This is a genomic window from Pseudonocardia sp. NPDC046786 (assembly GCF_040645415.1).
Classification (GTDB): Bacteria; Actinomycetota; Actinomycetes; order Mycobacteriales; family Pseudonocardiaceae; genus Pseudonocardia; species Pseudonocardia kongjuensis.
Genome location: NZ_JBEYYF010000003.1, coordinates 275,489 through 290,829 on the forward strand (window position 1 = coordinate 275,489; position 15,341 = coordinate 290,829).

Sequence of the window (15,341 nt, forward strand, 5' to 3'; positions counted from 1 at the left end):
ACCGGCCGGCCCCCAGCCGGTCGGCACGGCGGCGCCGTGCCGGGCTAGCGGAGGGCCTGGTCGAGGATCGGGCCCGCCTCGTCCGGGCGGTCCGCGAGGACCCGGCCCCGCGCCACCCACATCAGCGCATGCCCGCGCACCCCGTCCAGGCGCAGCCGGGCCGCCCGGGCGGCGCACCCCATCGGGGGACGGCGACGTGGGCGGCCTCCCGGCCGTTCAGCAGCCGGGTGAGGCCGTCCGGTCGTCGCTCGTCGCTGCGGGCGGCGCCGACGATCCGCACCCCGGAGCCGGGCAGCGAAGGGGCGACGTACTGCAGCACCGCGAGGGTGTCCTCGTCCGCCGAGTGCAGGTCGTCGAGCAGCTCCAGGACCGCCTCGGCCGGCGGCCGGAAGGCGCCGCCGCCGGGGACCGCCCGGCCGCGGAACACCCGCTAGCCTGGAGGCGACCACCGGTCCCGACCCGAGGGGGAGTCCCCGTGATCACCGCGATCGTCCTGGTGCACACCGCTGCCGACCGGATCCCGGAGACCGCCCAGGCGATCGCGGACCTGGACGGGGTCGCCGAGGTGTACTCGTGCGCCGGGGACGTCGATCTCATCGCGATCGTCAAGGTCCGCGAGCACGAGCAGCTCGCCGACATCATCGCCGGCAAGCTGGGCCGGGTCGACGGGGTGATCGGCACCGACACGCACATCGCGTTCCGCTCCTACTCCAGGGCCGACACCGACGCCGCCTTCGCGATCGGGCTGGACTGACCGTCCGCGGCACCGGGCAGGTGTGGCGCAGGCCGCACCAGCTTGCTACTGTGATCGTCATGCGCCCCGTCGAGCACATCCTTGCTCCGGCCGCAGCGCTGCCCGCAGCACGACTTACCGCGGCAGTAGCACTGCGCGTCGGCTGATCCAGGCTGCCGACGCGCCGCGCCCCATCCAGGCGCACCCCTCCCGTCCACTGTCACGACGGTCGAGACCTGGCTCGCGTTCTGAGCCTCACTCGCGCAACGCACGGAGCCCTCCCATCATGAGCATCACCGCCGACCGACCCACCACCTTCAGCTTCCCCGCCGCCTCCGGTGGCCCCGCGGACATCGCGGCCCGGATGCCCCGCCGGCACACCGTCGTCACCGGCGACGGGATGGACGGCGTCATGCAGCTCGCGACCGCGCTGCAGGCCTGCGGCCGCCCGCTGCGGGAGTTCTCGGTCGACGTCCGCGAGGGCGTCGCCTACAGCTCGGTCACCTGCACCATGTCGATGACGCCCGCCGAGGCCGACGAGTTCGAGAGCCGGATGCTCGCGCTCCCCGGCGTCCTGGCTGTCGACCCGTACTGAGCGCCGCACCGCCCGGCGACCCCTCGGCGACCGCGCGGGACCTGCTCGCGATCGGCGGCTCCGTCGTGGTCGCGGCGGTGCTCGACGGGTTCTGGATCGCGATCGGGCCCGGCCATCCGTGGTCGCCGGGTAAGGCTGGGGCGCGCTGTGGCTCCTGCTCGGCGGCCGGGCCGTGCACGCCTGGCCGGCGCTGCTGCAGCGGTCGCTGCGCCTGCGGCTCCGGCCACTGGTCCCGCGCGCCGGCTGACGCTCAGGACCGGGCGCCGGTCCCCCGGGCCGCGTCGAGCATCAGTGCCCGGTCGGCGATCTTCACCCGCTCGGTACCGCCGCGCCGGACGCCCAGCCCGATCTCGGCGGCGTCCAGGCGCAGCCAGTCGTCCCACAGCACCGGCTCGATCCCGTGGTCGCGCAACCGGTCCAGCACCGCGTCGCCACCCGGCCGGGGCGGCGTGCCGAGATCGGGCAGGTCCGCCAGCACCGACGCCGCGGTCTCCGCCCCGTCGGCCTTGTTCGTGCCGATCACGCCGGTCGGGCCGCGCTTGATCCAGCCCGCCACGTAGCTGCCGCGCAGCGGCTCCCCGCCGAGCACGACCCGGCCCGCCTCGTGCGGCACGGTGCCGGTCGCCGCGTCGAACGGCAGGCCGGCGATCCGCTCGCCGCGGTAGCCGATCGCGCGCACCACCAGGCCCGCGTCGAGCACCTCGGTCTCCCCGGTGCCGCGGATCCGGTCGTCGGCGGTGATCTCGTTGCGCTCGACCTCGACGCCGGCGACCCGGTCGCCGGTGCCGAGCAGCCGCACCGGGGAGCGCAGGAAACGCAGGTGCAGCCGCCGGCGGCCGCCCCGCCCGGGCGGCTCGGCCGCCCACTCGGTCAGGGTCTCGACGACCTGGCGCATCCGCCGCTCGGCCGGTTCCGGGACACCCGCGGCGAGCACGCCGTCGTCGTGCACCCGGATCTCGACGTCGTCGAGCTTGGCGAGGGCGCGCAGCTCGGCCGGGGTGAACCGGACGTGCTGCGGGCCGCGCCGGACGAGCACGTGCACGTCGGTGACCGAACCGGCGCGCAGCGCGTCGAGCACCGCGTCGTGCGCGTCGGTGGCGGCCAGGTCCTCGGCCGGGCGGGCGAGCACCCGGGCGACGTCGATCGCGACGTTCCCGGCGCCGACCACCACCGCGCCGGGCCGGTCCAGCGCCGGGCCGGGGCCGCTCGCGTCCGGGTGACCGCAGTACCAGGACACGAACGCGCCGGAGCCGACCGACCCGGTCAGCTCCTCCCCCGGGACGCCGAGATCACGGTCCACCGCGCTGCCGGTGGCGTGCACGACGGCGTGGTAGTGCTCGCGCAGCGCCTCGCCCGGGATGCCGCCCTCCCCCACGTGGACGTTGCCGAGGAAGCGGACCCGGTCGGCGTCGTCGAAGGTGGTGACCAGCGCGCGGATCACCGACTTCATCTTCAGGTGGTCGGGCGCGACGCCGTAGCGGACCAGGCCGTACGGCGCGGGCAGCCGGTCGATGATGTCGACGTGGACACCCGGATCCCCCTCCAGCAGGGCCTCGGCCGTGTACAGCCCGGACGGACCGGAGCCGATCACCGCGACCCGGTACGGGCGGGGGGTGGGCACCTGCGCGGACGTCACGATCGCACCTCCGTGAGCGGATGGTGACGACGCTAACAGCCGCCCCTCGTCCGGGCGATCACGCAGCGGGACGCAGTCCGGATCCGGTCGCACGGACCGCGACGCGGCCGTCGGGCAGCAGCAGCTCGGTGCGCATCGCCCAGAACCGCCTGCCGTCGCGGACGGTCGTCGTGCGCGCCCGCAGTGCGACGTCGACGTGCGCCGGGCGGAGGAATTCGACGGCCAGCGACAGCGGGCGGGCCGCGGGGTCGCCGAAGTGGGCGACCTGCGCGGCGGCGGCGAAGCCGCTCAGCACGGCGCCGTGTGTGGTGCCGTTCAGGTTCACCGTGGACGGGCCGGGGGTGAGCACCGCGTCGGCGCCGTCGAACTCGAGCCGCTCGGGCCGCAGCCGCTGCGGGTCGAACGGCGGGATGGCGGACCGGAAGTCGGTGCCGGGGCCGGACCCGCCGTCCCGGGACCCGCCGGCGGCGGGATCGATCGCGCCGCCGGGCCGGGCGAGCCCGCCGGGCCGGTCCGGGACGGCGGTGACCGCCATGCTGACGACGGCGTGCGCGACCAGGACCCCGGTGTCGTCGCGCATCTCGGCGCGGCCGACGCCGATCTCGTCGTCGAGGTGCAGCAGGCTCAGCTCGGCGGTGAGCCAGGCCGCCTCCGGTGCGGGCGTCCCGGCGAGATCGAGCCGCAGCTCCACGGTGGGCGCGCCGGCGGCCAGCTTCCCGGTGGAGAACACCAGGTAGCCGATGCCGGAGTCGGCGAGCAGCGCCGGGAGCAGCGGCAACACCCGCCCGGTGGCGTCCCGGACGCCGTCGTGCAGCGGGATCCGCAGCCGCACGTCGTCCCGGGTGGACGCAGGATCGGGCGCCATCCCCAGGCCGGTCTCGACCGGGGCGCGGCGCATCCGCTCCCGGGTGGTGGTGGTCGTCGGTGCCGGTCCGGTCATCCCGTCATCGTGCGATACGGATGCGTTTCGCAGGCCGCGAGGGGCCTGTGGAGTAGGTCACGCGGGCTGCTGCTGCTCGTCCCGGTTGCAGCGGAAGGTGCTCCGGTAGTCCGCGGGTGAGACGCCCAGCGCCCGCCGGAAGTGGTGCCGCAGCAGGGCCGCGGTGCCGAACCCGGCACGGGCGGCGACCGCGTCCATCCCGAGCTCGGTCTCCTCCAGCAGGGTGCGCGCGTGCAGCACCCGCTGCGCGGAGATCCACCGGTGCGGGGTGGTGCCGGTCTCCTCGACGAAGCGGCGGGCGAAGGTCCGCTCGGACATCGCCGCCCGCCGGGCGAGCGCGGCGACGGTGTGCTCGGCGTCGAGGTGCTCGAGCAGCCAGGCGAGCAGCGGGGCGAGCGAGTCCGCGGTGCACTCGGGCACCGGCAGCTCGACGAACTGGCGCTGGCCGCCCTCGCGCTGCGGCGGGACGACCATCCGGCGGGCGATGCCGTTGGCGACCGCGCCGCCGAGCTCGCGGCGGACCAGGTGCAGGCAGGCGTCGATCCCGGCGGCGGTGCCGGCACCGGTGACCAGGTCGCCGTCGTCGACGTAGAGCGCGTCGTCCTCGACCAGTGCCTCGGGATGGGTGGCACGCAGCTCATCGGCGTGCTTCCAGTGCACCGTGCAGCGCCGGCCGGTGAGCAGCCCGGCGGCGCCGAGCACGAACACGCCCGAGCAGACGGACAGGATGGTGGCGCCGCGGGCGCGGGCCTCGCGCAGCGCGTCCAGCGCGGCCGGCGGGAACTCGCGCAGCGCGGTGGCGGCGACGCAGACCAGGTCGGCGCCGGGCAGCGCCTCGAGCCCGCGATCGGGGGTGATGGTGAAGCCGTTCTTGGTGGTGACCGGGCGGCCGGCCTCGGGGCCGCAGACCACCCAGTCGAGGACGGGCAGGCCGTCGTCGGAGCGGTCCAGCCCGAACACCTCGCAGAGCACGCCGAACTCGAAGACGGCGAGCTCGTCGAGCACGAGCACCGAGACGCTGCGCAGCATGCACCGACGGTAGGACGGCAGGAACGCCCGGTCCAGCAAGATCCTGCCAGTCGGTGTCAGTTTCCGGCCGGGGCGGCGTCAGGTTGCGTGCCAGGCCGCCAGCCGCTCCGCCTCGTCGGCCACCGCGCGGGCGTCGGCGGCGCGCAGCGGCGCGAACGGGACCGTCTCGATCCGCCCGTCCCGGTGGGTCCAGGTGCCGGCGACCCGGCCGTCGACCAGGAAGGTCGGCGCGGACCGGGGCCGGGTCGTCGCGAAGACGTGATGGCGGTGCGCGGCCGGCAGGATCCGGGCGCGCGCGGCGTGCCCGAGCAGCAGCACGGCGTCGAACGGGCCGAGGAAGCGCACCGGCGCCGGGGTCCGCGGATCGGGCAGCGGCGCCCGGGGAACGTCGACCAGCTCGGCGCCGTCCTCGCCGGTGAACCGGCGCAGCTCGGTCCCGGCCAGTGCGGTCCGGGCGACGCCGACCGGCCAGCCGGCGAACCGGGCGACGTCCGGTACCGACGCCGGACCGAACGCGCGCAGGTAGCGGCGCGCCAGCCCGGTCCGGGCGGCGCCTGCGCCTGTGCCTGTGCCTGTGCCTGTGCCTGTGCCTGTGCCTGTGCCTGTGCCTGTGCCTGTGCCGGCAGGGGCGAGGCCGTAGACGTGCGCCCGCGGCGAGTCCCAGGTCCCGGCGGGCGGCACCCGGACCAGGTCGATCCAGTGCTGGACGCCGGGGAAGGCGGCGGCGGGCAGCCCGCGGGCGGTGAGCCCGGCGGTGATCTCGGCCTGTCGCAGCGGCCCGCCGGCGAGCAGCTCGATGACCGCGGCCGCAGCCGCGGTCATGTCGTCGGCGGTGAGCTCGCGGCGCAGCCGCAGCCAGCCCGCCCGCTGCTCGGCCCGCACCGCCGCGGTGAACGAGGCGTGATCGCGGCGGGCGAGCATGTGGATCGTCGAGCGCATCGCCCACGCCTGCACGACCCGGCCGTCGTGCAGCATCGTGGTCAGCTCGCCGCGGTCGAACCGGGCCAGCCGCGCGTGCAGGCCCAGGTAGCCGGACGGCGCGTGCTGGGTCTGCAGGCCGCACAGCCGTTCCAGGGCGCGCGGCACCGGCAGCTCGGCCCGTTCCAGCAACAGCTGGCGGGCCAGCAGCGCACGCAGACTCTGGTCCGCGGTGAGCTCTCGCACCCCGCGGAGTCTGCCGGTCAGGCGACCGGGGCGGTGTACCGGTTCGCCGGGCGGGACAGGCCGAACCGGTCGCGCAGGGTGCCGTCGTAGGGGGCGGGCGCCCAGGTGTCACCGAGCGCGGGCAGCAGGCCGTCCACGATCTCGTCGATGCCGGTGGGCAGCGCCAGCGGGACCAGCACGAACCCGTCCGCGGCGCGCTCCTCGGCGGCGTCGCGCAGCAGCTCCGCCAGCTCGGCCGGATCGCCCACGTGCCGCAGCGTCGACGGCGCGATGTCCGCCCCGGTGGGGGCGAGCCGGTCCAGCTGGGCGAGCCGGTCCGCGGCGCCGGGCCCGAGCAGCGTCTCCACGTCGAGCAGCACGGCGACCTGCTCGGGATCGCGGCCCGCGTCGGCGACGGCGGCGCGCACCCGGTCCCGGGCCTCGGCCGCGGCGGCGATGCCGTCGGCGGCGACCCGGACGACGTCGGCGTACCGGGCGGCGACCGCCAGCGCCGCCGGCTCGTCGCCGCGCAGCACCGTCAGCGGGTGGCCCTGCGGCGGCCGCGGGGTGATCGAGGGCCCCTTCACCGAGAAGTACTCACCGGCGAAGTCGATGTGGTGCAGCTTGGACCGGTCGGCGAACCGGCCGGTGGCGGCGTCCCGGATCTCGGCGTCGTCCTCCCAGGAGTCCCAGAGCCGGGCGACGACCTCGGCCACCTCGCCGGCCTCCCGCCACAGCGAGCCGGGCTCGCGCGGGTCGGTGGTGCGGCCGAACAGGTCGGCCTCGGCGCGGGTCCGGGACACGTCCGGCTGCCAGCCGGCCCGGCCGGTCGCGACGAAGTCGAGCGTCGCGATCGCCTTCGACAGGTGGAACGGCTCGGTGTGGGTGACCGTCACGGTCGGCACCAGCCCGATCCCCGGCACGACCGGCGCGACCCGGGCGGCGATGCCGACCGCGTCGAGGGTGCCGGGCAGCGCCGCCGGGTCGTCGGACGGCGGGAGCAGCGAGTCGGGCAGCGCGACCAGGTCCAGCCCGCCGCGGGCGGCGGTGCGCACCAGCTCCACGTGGTGGCCGGCGCCGAAGAGCCGTTCCGGATCGGTCACATCCCGCCAACCCGCAGGATGCCGGCCCGCCGCGCCGAGTTCGACCGCCAGGTGCAGACGTCCGCTCACCGTGCCTCCGTAATGCTCGTGCCTCGTCCTGGCCAACCCGCACCGCCGTCCCGATGTTCCCCGGCCCGGCCGGCCGGCGTCACCCGGAGGCGCGCAGGTCCAGCTCGATCGCGGCCGCGCAGGCCCGCAGCTCCGGCAGCACCTCGGCGCGCAGCGCGGCGGCGTCCCGGCGGGACGCGTGGGTGGACACGTTCGCCGCCGCCGTCACCCGTCCGGAACGGTCGTGCACCGGCACCGCGATCGATCGCAGCCCGGCCTCCAGCTCCTGGTCGACGACGCAGTGCCGGTCCGCGCGTACCCGGTCCAGTTCGGCGCGCAGCGCATCGGCGCCGGTGACCGTGTGCTCGGTGAGCGTCTCCGGCCGCAGTCCGTCCAGGTAGGTGTCCAGTGTGGAGTCCGGGAGCGCCGCGAGCAGCACCCGGCCCATCGACGTCGCCCAGGCCGGGAACCGGGTGCCGATCGTGATCGTCACCGTCATGATCCGGGCGGTCGGCACCCGGGCGACGTAGACGACGTCGTAGCCGGTCGCCGGGTCGCCGTCGAGGACCGAGACCGACGCCGAGTCGCGCACGGTCGCGACCAGCCGTTCCAGGTGCGGTGCGGCGACCTCGGGCAGGCCCATCGCGGACAGGTAGGACCAGCCCAGCTCCAGCACCCGCGGGGTCAGCGCGAAGAGCCTGCCGTCGGTGCGGACGTAGCCCTCGTCGGCCAGGGTGAGCAGGAACCGGCGGGCGGCGGCGCGGGTGAGGCCGGTGGACCGGGCGACGTCGGCGAGCGTCTGCTGTGGGTGGTCGGCGTCGAAGGACCGGATGACGGCCAGCCCGCGGGCCAGCGAGCGGACCTGCTCACGGCGCTCCTCGCTCATCCGGGCCGCCCGGCGAGCACCCGGTCGACCAGCTCGGCGGCGTGCCCGCTGCCCGCGCCCTGCGCGCCGGCGGCGAGCGCGAGATTGCGGGCCATCGCGTCGGGGTGCACCTGCAGCCCACCCAGGCAGATCCGCAGCCGGGCGGCGGCGCCCGCGGTGACCCGGAGCAGCTCGGTGAGCGTCCCCCACTCGGCGTGCCAGGCACCGGCGGCCCGCTGGAACTCGTGATCGGCGTTCGCCAGCAGGGTCGCGACCAGCCCGGGTGCCCGGCGGGCCGAGCCGCGCGCGGTGACGGCGGCCGCCGGGTTGCGCTTGTGCGGCATCGACGACGAGTCGCCGGGCGCGGCCTCGGACACCTCGCCGAGCTCGGTGGCGGACAGCAGCACGACGTCGGTGGCCGGCTTCGCGCACGCCCCGGCGGCGACGCCGAGCGCACCGGCGAGCTCGCCGATCCGGGTCCGCTCGGTGTGCCAGGGGACGCCCTGCGCGGCGAGCCCGAGCCGGGCGGCGAGCGCGTCGGCAACGGCCGGGCCGTGCGGGTGCGACGCGGCGAGGGTGCCCGCGGCACCGCCGAACTGGACGGGCAGCGCATCGAGCAGCACGCCGAGCCGGACCCGGGCCCGGTCCAGCCCGGTGCACCAGGTGGCGGCGACCAGGCCGAACGTGGTCGGCAGCGCCTGCTGCCCGAGCGTGCGGGCGGCGCACGGGGTGTCCCGGCGGGCGGCCGCGAGCGCGGCGGCGGCGTCGGCGCAGGCGGTCAGGTCCTCGACGATCCGGTGCCCGGCCCGGCGGGTGAGCAGCACCAGCGTGGTGTCCAGGACGTCCTGACTGGTGGCGCCGGGGTGTACGGCGCGCTCGGCGCCCGGCTGGATCCGGGCCGCGGCCGCCTTCAGCCGCTTCACCAGCGGGATCACCGGATTGCCGCCCTCGACCGACTCGGCGGCGAGCGCGGCCGGGTCGAGCCCGGCAACGGCCGCGACGGCGCGCTCGACGCCGTCGGCGTCGCCCGGGTCGACGGTGCCCTGCTCGGCCGCGACGGCCGAGAGCGCCAGCTCGACCTCCAGCAGCGCCGCGATCCAGGCGGCGTCGTCGAGCACGGTGTCGACGCGTGCGGTGCCGGACAGCGGACCGAAGAGACTGTTCGACATGCGGACGAGTGTACGGAAGCCGCACGAACGGGATAGGCACAATGGTGCCGTGCTGACCCACATCCTGCTCGATCTCGACGGCACCCTCGTCGACTCCGCCCCCGGCATCCTCGGTTCGATGCGCCGCGCCATCGACGAGGCCGGCCTGGAGGTTCCCGACTCCGCGCTGGGCACCCACCTGCTCGGCCCGCCGCTCTACCGCTCGCTGCCGCCGATCCTGGGCGAGGAGGGCACCGCCCGGGTGCTCCCGATCTACCGGCGGATCTACGGCGACGAGGACGGCTGCCTGGACTGCGCCCCCTACCCCGGCATCGAGGACCTGCTCCGCGCGCTGTCCGACGTCGGCGTGACGATGGCGCTGGCGACCAGCAAGGCCGAGCCGTCGGCGCGCAAGATCCTCGCCCATCACGGGTGGACCGACCTGTTCGCCGAGATCGTCGGCGACACCCGCACCGCGGACCGGCCGACCAAGGGTGCGGTCGTCGCCGAGGCGCTGCGCCGGCTCGGCGGGCCCACCGGCGCCGACGAGCCGCTGATGGTCGGCGACCGCCTGCACGACGTCGAGGGCGCGGCCGAGCACGGCCTGCGCTGCGTCGGTGCGGGGTGGGGCTACGCCGAGCCCGGCGAGCTGGTGGCCGCCGGGGCCACGACGGTGTACGCATCCGCGGACGAACTGCGCACAGCCCTCCTCGGCTGAGGAACTGCTGGTCCGGGCGGGTTCGCGACCGGTAGACACACCGCCATGACCGTCGTCTCCCTGCACCGGTACCCGGTGAAGTCCATGCTCGGCGAGAGCCTCGACCGGGCGGACGTCTCCGCGCGCGGCCTGCTCGGGGACCGGGCGCTGGCCGTGTACGACGTCGAGTCGGGCACCGTCGCCAGCGCCAAGGTCCCCCGGTTGTGGTCCGGGCTGCTGGACTTCTCCGCCCGGTTCGCCGCCGATCCCGAACCCGGCCGGCCACTGCCCGAGATCGAGATCCGGTTCCCGGACGGGTCGATGCTGCGTTCCGACGATCCCGGGATCGACACCGCGCTGTCGGCCGCGCTGGACCGGGAGGTGCGGCTGATCACCGAGCCGCCGGAGGGCAGCCAGTTCGAGGAGGTGTGGCCGGAGATCGACGGCCTGCCGGTGGACCAGCTGGCCCCCGAACAGCTGATCGCAGGCACCACCGCCCGGCACGAGGAGACCGGCGAGCGGGTCAGCCGGTTCGACGTGTCCATGTTCGGCGCGCCCGGCACCTTCTTCGACCTGTCGACGCTGCACGTGCTCACCGAGTCCACGCTGGACCGGCTGCGCGAGCTCGCCCCGGAGGCGACCTTCGACGCCCGCCGGTACCGGCCGAACGTCGTGCTGCGCGGGGCCGATGCGGGCTTCGTCGAGAACGACTGGCCCGGCCGGGAGTCGCTGATCGGCGGCGTCCGGGTGCGGTTCTCGTTCGCCACCATGCGCTGCGTGATGACCACGCTCGCCCAGGGCGGCGACCTGCAGCGGGACCCGGACACGCTGCGCGCGGTCGCGAAGCACAACCGGATCGAGATCCCGCAGATCGGCGGGGTGTGGGCCTGTGCGGGGGTGTACGCCGACGTGGTGGCCGACGGGGCGATCGCGGTCGGCGACGAGCACTCCGATCCCGTTGCCGGGTAGGTGTTCGCACAGCGAACGTTTGTGCGTGAGTCGAACACCGCAGTACCATGGCGCCCGACGGAGGTGCGTGATGGACAAGGTGGTGTCATCCGCCGCGGAGGCGGTCGCCGACATCGGCGACGGCGCGTCGCTGGCGGTCGGCGGGTTCGGCATGTCCGGGGTCCCGACGGTGCTGATCGCGGCGCTGCTGGAGCTGGGCGCGACGGACCTGGAGACGATCTCGAACAATCTCGGCGTCGACGGGTTCGGCCTGGGCACGCTGCTCGCGGCCGGCCGGATCCGGCGCACGATCGGCTCCTACGTCGGCAACAACAAGGAGTTCGCCCGCCAGTACCTGGCCGGCGAGCTCGAACTCGAGCTCACCCCGCAGGGCACCCTGGCCGAGCGGTTGCGGGCCGGCGGCGCCGGGATCCCCGCGTTCTTCACCCCGGCCGGGGTCGGCACCCTGGTCGCCGAGGGCGGACTGCCGTGGCGCTACGCGCCCGACGGGTCGGTCGCGGTGATGTCGCCGACCAAGGAGGTCCGCGAGTTCGACGGCGTGTCCTACGTCCTCGAACGCGCCCTGACCCCCGATTTCGGGCTGGTCCACGCCTGGAAGGGCGACCGGCACGGCAACCTCGTCTACCGGCGCTCGGCGCGCAACTTCAACCCCGACGCCGCCGCCGCGGGCCGGATCACCATCGCCCAGGTCGAGCACCTGGTCGAGCCCGGCGAGATCGATCCCGATCACGTGCACACCCCCGGCATCCACGTGCAGCGCGTGGTGCACGTGCCGGACGTCGACAAGCCGGTGGAGTTCCGGACCGTCTCCACCACGACCGGGACGGAGCAGGGCTGATGGCGCGCACCCGCGACGAGATGGCGGCCCGGGTCGCCGACGAGCTGCCCGACGGCTCGTACGTCAATCTCGGCATCGGCATGCCGACCCTGGTCCCCGGCCACATCCCGGCCGGCCGCACGGTGATCCTGCACTCCGAGAACGGCATCCTCGGCGTCGGCCCCTACCCCACCGACGACGAGGTCGATCCGGACCTGATCAACGCCGGCAAGGAGACCGTCACCGTCAACGACGGCGCCGCCTACTTCGGCTCCTCGGACAGCTTCGCCCAGATCCGCGCCGGGAAGCTCGACGTCGCCGTGCTCGGCGGGATGGAGGTCGCGGCCAACGGCGATCTCGCCAACTGGGCCGTCCCCGGCAAGATGATCAAGGGCATGGGCGGGGCGATGGACCTCGTGCACGGCGCCCGCACCGTGATCGTGATGATGGACCACGTCTCCCGGGACGGCACACCCAAGATCGTCGAGCGGTGCAGCCTGCCGATCACCGGTCTGGGCTGCGTCACGAAGATCGTCACCGATCTCGCCGTCGTCGACGTCACGCCGGACGGCCTGACGCTGGTCGAGACCGCCCCCGGGGTGACCGCCGAGGAGGTGCGGGAGAGGACCGGGGCCCCGCTGCGCGGGTGACCGCGTCGCGGACGGGCCGGGCGCCCGTCCGCGACGAGCGGGGTCAGGCGCTGCGCGGCCCCGTCGTGACCGGCATGCTCGTCAGGCCGCGGACCAGCGTCGACTCCCGGTAGGTCAGGTCGTCGAGCCGGACCGCGAGCGCCAGCTCCGGGCGGTCGGCGAACAGCCGCCCGATCGCGACCCGACCCTCCAGGCGGGCCAGCTGGGCACCGAGACAGAAGTGGATGCCGTGCCCGAAGAACACCCCGCCGGAGGCGTCCCGGGTGATGTCGAGCCGGTCCGGCTCGGCTGCCCAGTCGCCGTCCCGGTTGGCGGCGGCGAGGCCGAGCATGACCATGTCGCCGGCCGGGATGGTCACCCCGGAGTAGGTGACGTCCTCCGCCGCGAACCGGATCGAGGCCTGCGCGACCGGCGAGTCGAAGCGCAGGAACTCCTCGACCGCCGAGCCGATCAGCGACGGATCCTCGGCCAGCAGCTTCCGCTGGTCGGGGTTGGTGAGCAGGGCGAGCACGCCGTTGCCGATCAGGTTGACCGTCGTCTCGTGCCCGGCGATCAGCAGCAGCATCGCCATCGCGACGAGCTCCTCCTGGGAGAGCCGGTCGCCGTCCTCGTCGGACACCGCCAGCAGCGACGACAGCAGCGCGTCGTCGGGCTCGGTGCGCTTGCGCTCCAGCAGCTCGGACAGGTACCCGTGCAGCTTGCCCATGGCCGCGTTCTTGTCGTCGGCCGGGGACTCGTCGACCAGCACCGAGGACCAGGCGGAGAAGTCGTCGCGGTCCTCGGCGGGCACACCGAGCAGCTCGCAGATCACCTGCACCGGGATCAGGAAGGCGTACTCGCGCATCAGATCGACGGTGCCGTCGTCGGGCATGCCGGCGAGCAGGCCGTCGGTGATCTCGGTGATCCGCGGCTCCAGCTCGTTCATCCGGCGGACCGTGAACGACCGCCCGACCAGCTTGCGCAGCCGGGTGTGGTCCGGCGGGTCCATCAGCAGCATCATCGGCGTCGGCGCCGCGGGCATGTCCGCCCGCTGGTCCTCGGGCAGCGTGTAGCGCCAGTCCTTCGACAGCCGCGCGTCGACGAACGCCTCGCGCACGTCGTGGTAGCGGGTGAGCAGCCAGACGGGGCCGTCCGGCAGCGCGAGCCTGCGCACCGGCTCCTCGGCGCGCAACGCGGCGTAGGCGGGGTGCGGGTTCTGCCAGAAGGTGCCCGAGAACAGATCGTGCCGCTCGGAGCCGGTGGTGGTCAGCGCCATGGGCCCATCGTGCCAGCGTGACGTAAGCAGGCGCTTACATCAGAACAGACGAGTGACCGAGCACACAGCCGGGTCGAGCGCGACGTCGTCCGGGACCGCGGTGCCGACGATCACCGACGCGGCCAGCGCCGCCAGCGCCGGGGACGACTCGATGCCCGACCCGCCCTGGCCGGCGACGAAGTGGAACCCGGGATGGCCGGGCCACTCCCCCAGCACCGGGGCGCGGTCGGGTGCGAACGTCCGCAGCCCCGCCCAGGCCGTGCGGACCGAGCGCAGGCCCAGCGTGGTGACCTCGCCGACCCGGTCCAGCCCGCGTGCGACGTCCAGCCCGTCCGGCCGGGCGTCGCCGGGCGGCTGCGGGGTCTCGTCGGCGGGCGACACCAGCACCGTGTCGGCCTCCGGCTTGAGGTACCAGCGCTCGGCGGCATCCGCGATCAGCGGGAGCGGGGCGCCGGCCACCCGCAGCGCGGCCGGGTCCGGCACCGGACAGGCCGCGATCGTCCGGCGCAGCGGGGTGAGCCCGGCCCGGGGCACCCCGGCGAGCCCGGCGATCTCGTCGGCCCACGAGCCGGCCGCATCGACGACGGCGGCGGCCCGCACCCGGTGCCCGGCCGCCGTCGCCACCCGCCAGCCGGCGCCGTCCCGGGTCACCGCGGTCACCCGGGCGCCGCGCAGCACCGTGCCGCCGCGGGCCCGCAGGCCACGCCGGTAGCCGTCGTGCAGGGCGATCGCGTCGATGTCGGCCGATCCGGCGGTCCAGGCGGCGGCGCGCGGCGCCCGGCGCAGGACCGGTGCCCGCCGCAGCGCCTCGGCCGGATCCAGCTCGACCGGGGCGTGCGGCTCGCCGCGCTGCTCGTCGAGCATCGCCGCGATCCCGGCGGCGCCCGCGTCGTCGTCGCCGAGGTGCAGCACCGGGCGCGGGGACAGCAGCGGCGGCGTGTCCAGCTCGGTCTGCAGCGCGCCGAACCTCGGCCCGGACGCGTCGATCAGCGCCCGGAACGGGCCGGACCCGTGCCCGGGGATGTAGGTCGCCGCGGACCGTGCGGTGGAGTGCACCGGCATGTCCGCCTCCGCCTCCAGCAGCACGACGCGGCCGTGCGCGGCCAGCTCGTACGCCACCGAGACGCCGGCGATGCCGCCGCCGACCACCACCAGGTCCGTGTCATGCGCGTCCACCGGGCCGACGGTAGCCGCGGAAAACCGGTGGACCGCCGGCCGGGCCCGGCCTATCGTCGCCGTCATGCTGATCCGGTTCCTCTGAGCGGCCCGCGGACGACCGTCCGCGCTCCCGCCGGCCCGTGACGTCCCACGCACGCAGGCCCGGAACCGATGCTGCGCCGTCCCTCCGGCTTCCCTGCGTCCGGCAGTGCGTCACCGGCCCCCGGTCCGTGCGACCGCCCCTGCCCGACCCGACCTGTTGGAGGCCCGTATGCGCACCACCCCGTCCCGATCGTCCGGAACCGCTCCGGCGCCGCAGCCGGCCAACCGCGCCGAGCGCCGAGCGGCCCGCCGCGGCCGCCCGGTGGAGGACACCGGCACCGGTCCGGCGGCCCCCCGCCTCACCGGCCCGGCGCCGCACGCGAAGCCCGCGCACGTCCGAACGGACTTCGCCGCCCGGCGCAGCGGCTGAGCCACGCTGATCACGGATCGGGCACCGGAACGGTCGCCGCGCGACCGTCCGGGTTCCCGATCCGTGATCGGCCGGCGCGTGCG

The 15,341-nt window shown here is 75.5% G+C and carries 16 protein-coding genes; 6 read left to right on the forward strand and 10 right to left on the reverse strand.

The features are described from left to right. Positions 1–121: 121 nt before the first annotated feature. Complete coding sequence (locus ABZ881_RS05150) at positions 122–427, reverse strand: hypothetical protein (RefSeq protein ID WP_358481929.1); 306 nt, start codon at positions 425–427, stop codon at positions 122–124. A gap of 48 nt (positions 428–475) precedes the next feature. Between ABZ881_RS05150 and ABZ881_RS05155 the strand changes: the two genes are divergently transcribed. After that, positions 476–754, forward strand: coding sequence for an Lrp/AsnC ligand binding domain-containing protein (locus tag ABZ881_RS05155; RefSeq protein WP_358481931.1), 279 nt, complete (start codon positions 476–478; stop codon positions 752–754). 265 nt (positions 755–1,019) lie between these two features. Continuing rightward, entirely contained in the window at positions 1,020–1,328 is a 309-nt protein-coding gene (locus ABZ881_RS05160) for a hypothetical protein (RefSeq protein WP_358481932.1), read from the forward strand. Between the two features lie 250 nt (positions 1,329–1,578). Here the strand turns inward: ABZ881_RS05160 and ABZ881_RS05165 are convergent, their stop codons facing one another. From ABZ881_RS05165 to ABZ881_RS05195, 7 genes are all read right to left on the reverse strand, one after another. Beyond that, positions 1,579–2,964 carry an FAD-dependent oxidoreductase gene (locus tag ABZ881_RS05165; protein ID WP_358481933.1) on the reverse strand — a complete coding sequence of 462 codons (1,386 nt, stop codon included), beginning with the start codon at positions 2,962–2,964 and terminating at the stop codon, positions 1,579–1,581. A gap of 58 nt (positions 2,965–3,022) precedes the next feature. Beyond that, a complete protein-coding gene (locus ABZ881_RS05170; RefSeq protein WP_358481935.1) occupies positions 3,023–3,904 on the reverse strand; it encodes an acyl-CoA thioesterase domain-containing protein in 882 nt (293 codons plus the stop codon). Between the two features lie 57 nt (positions 3,905–3,961). Then, positions 3,962–4,933 (reverse strand): helix-turn-helix domain-containing protein, encoded by a 972-nt coding sequence (locus ABZ881_RS05175; RefSeq protein WP_358481937.1) that lies wholly within the window; start codon positions 4,931–4,933, stop codon positions 3,962–3,964. Between the two features lie 78 nt (positions 4,934–5,011). Further along, positions 5,012–6,097 (reverse strand): winged helix DNA-binding domain-containing protein, encoded by a 1,086-nt coding sequence (locus ABZ881_RS05180; protein ID WP_358481938.1) that lies wholly within the window; start codon positions 6,095–6,097, stop codon positions 5,012–5,014. A 17-nt stretch (positions 6,098–6,114) separates the two neighbouring features. Then, complete coding sequence (locus tag ABZ881_RS05185; RefSeq protein ID WP_358481940.1) at positions 6,115–7,248, reverse strand: LLM class flavin-dependent oxidoreductase; 1,134 nt, start codon at positions 7,246–7,248, stop codon at positions 6,115–6,117. 79 nt (positions 7,249–7,327) lie between these two features. Further along, the gene (locus ABZ881_RS05190) at positions 7,328–8,113 is read right to left on the reverse strand and encodes an IclR family transcriptional regulator C-terminal domain-containing protein (protein ID WP_358481942.1); all 786 of its coding nucleotides are present in this window, start codon (positions 8,111–8,113) and stop codon (positions 7,328–7,330) included. After that, complete coding sequence (locus ABZ881_RS05195) at positions 8,110–9,261, reverse strand: lyase family protein (RefSeq protein WP_358481943.1); 1,152 nt, start codon at positions 9,259–9,261, stop codon at positions 8,110–8,112. The genes ABZ881_RS05190 and ABZ881_RS05195 overlap by 4 nt, the downstream gene beginning before the upstream one ends. A 49-nt stretch (positions 9,262–9,310) precedes the next feature. Between ABZ881_RS05195 and ABZ881_RS05200 the strand changes: the two genes are divergently transcribed. From ABZ881_RS05200 to ABZ881_RS05215, 4 genes are all read left to right on the forward strand, one after another. Next, on the forward strand, positions 9,311–9,958 hold the full coding sequence (locus tag ABZ881_RS05200; protein ID WP_358481945.1) for an HAD hydrolase-like protein: 648 nt from the start codon (positions 9,311–9,313) through the stop codon (positions 9,956–9,958). 45 nt (positions 9,959–10,003) lie between these two features. Beyond that, a complete protein-coding gene (locus ABZ881_RS05205; RefSeq protein ID WP_358481946.1) occupies positions 10,004–10,906 on the forward strand; it encodes an MOSC N-terminal beta barrel domain-containing protein in 903 nt (300 codons plus the stop codon). A gap of 70 nt (positions 10,907–10,976) precedes the next feature. Next, on the forward strand, positions 10,977–11,744 hold the full coding sequence (locus ABZ881_RS05210; RefSeq protein ID WP_358481948.1) for a CoA transferase subunit A: 768 nt from the start codon (positions 10,977–10,979) through the stop codon (positions 11,742–11,744). After that, positions 11,744–12,373, forward strand: a complete 630-nt coding sequence (locus ABZ881_RS05215) for a 3-oxoacid CoA-transferase subunit B (RefSeq protein ID WP_358481949.1) — start codon at positions 11,744–11,746, stop codon at positions 12,371–12,373. Before ABZ881_RS05210 ends, ABZ881_RS05215 begins: the two co-directional genes overlap by 1 nt. Positions 12,374–12,416: 43 nt before the next feature. Here ABZ881_RS05215 and ABZ881_RS05220 read toward each other — a convergent pair whose 3' ends face one another. Together ABZ881_RS05220 and ABZ881_RS05225 are read right to left on the reverse strand one after the other, a co-directional pair. Next, complete coding sequence (locus ABZ881_RS05220) at positions 12,417–13,628, reverse strand: cytochrome P450 (protein ID WP_358481950.1); 1,212 nt, start codon at positions 13,626–13,628, stop codon at positions 12,417–12,419. A 39-nt stretch (positions 13,629–13,667) separates the two neighbouring features. Beyond that, the gene (locus tag ABZ881_RS05225) at positions 13,668–14,804 is read right to left on the reverse strand and encodes an FAD-binding oxidoreductase (RefSeq protein ID WP_358481951.1); all 1,137 of its coding nucleotides are present in this window, start codon (positions 14,802–14,804) and stop codon (positions 13,668–13,670) included. Positions 14,805–15,341 lie beyond the last annotated feature (537 nt).

Bases quoted from the DNA above. Each gene is read 5' to 3' on its own strand.
- ABZ881_RS05160 (WP_358481932.1), top strand. From the start codon at position 1,020: ATGAGCATCACCGCCGACCGACCCACCACCTTCAGCTTCCCCGCCGCC.
- ABZ881_RS05170 (WP_358481935.1), bottom strand. From the start codon at position 3,904: ATGACCGGACCGGCACCGACGACCACCACCACCCGGGAGCGGATGCGC.
- ABZ881_RS05175 (WP_358481937.1), bottom strand. From the start codon at position 4,933: ATGCTGCGCAGCGTCTCGGTGCTCGTGCTCGACGAGCTCGCCGTCTTC.
- ABZ881_RS05190 (WP_358481942.1), bottom strand. From the start codon at position 8,113: ATGAGCGAGGAGCGCCGTGAGCAGGTCCGCTCGCTGGCCCGCGGGCTG.
- ABZ881_RS05195 (WP_358481943.1), bottom strand. From the start codon at position 9,261: ATGTCGAACAGTCTCTTCGGTCCGCTGTCCGGCACCGCACGCGTCGAC.
- ABZ881_RS05205 (WP_358481946.1), top strand. From the start codon at position 10,004: ATGACCGTCGTCTCCCTGCACCGGTACCCGGTGAAGTCCATGCTCGGC.
- ABZ881_RS05210 (WP_358481948.1), top strand. From the start codon at position 10,977: ATGGACAAGGTGGTGTCATCCGCCGCGGAGGCGGTCGCCGACATCGGC.
- ABZ881_RS05215 (WP_358481949.1), top strand. From the start codon at position 11,744: ATGGCGCGCACCCGCGACGAGATGGCGGCCCGGGTCGCCGACGAGCTG.
- ABZ881_RS05220 (WP_358481950.1), bottom strand. From the start codon at position 13,628: ATGGCGCTGACCACCACCGGCTCCGAGCGGCACGATCTGTTCTCGGGC.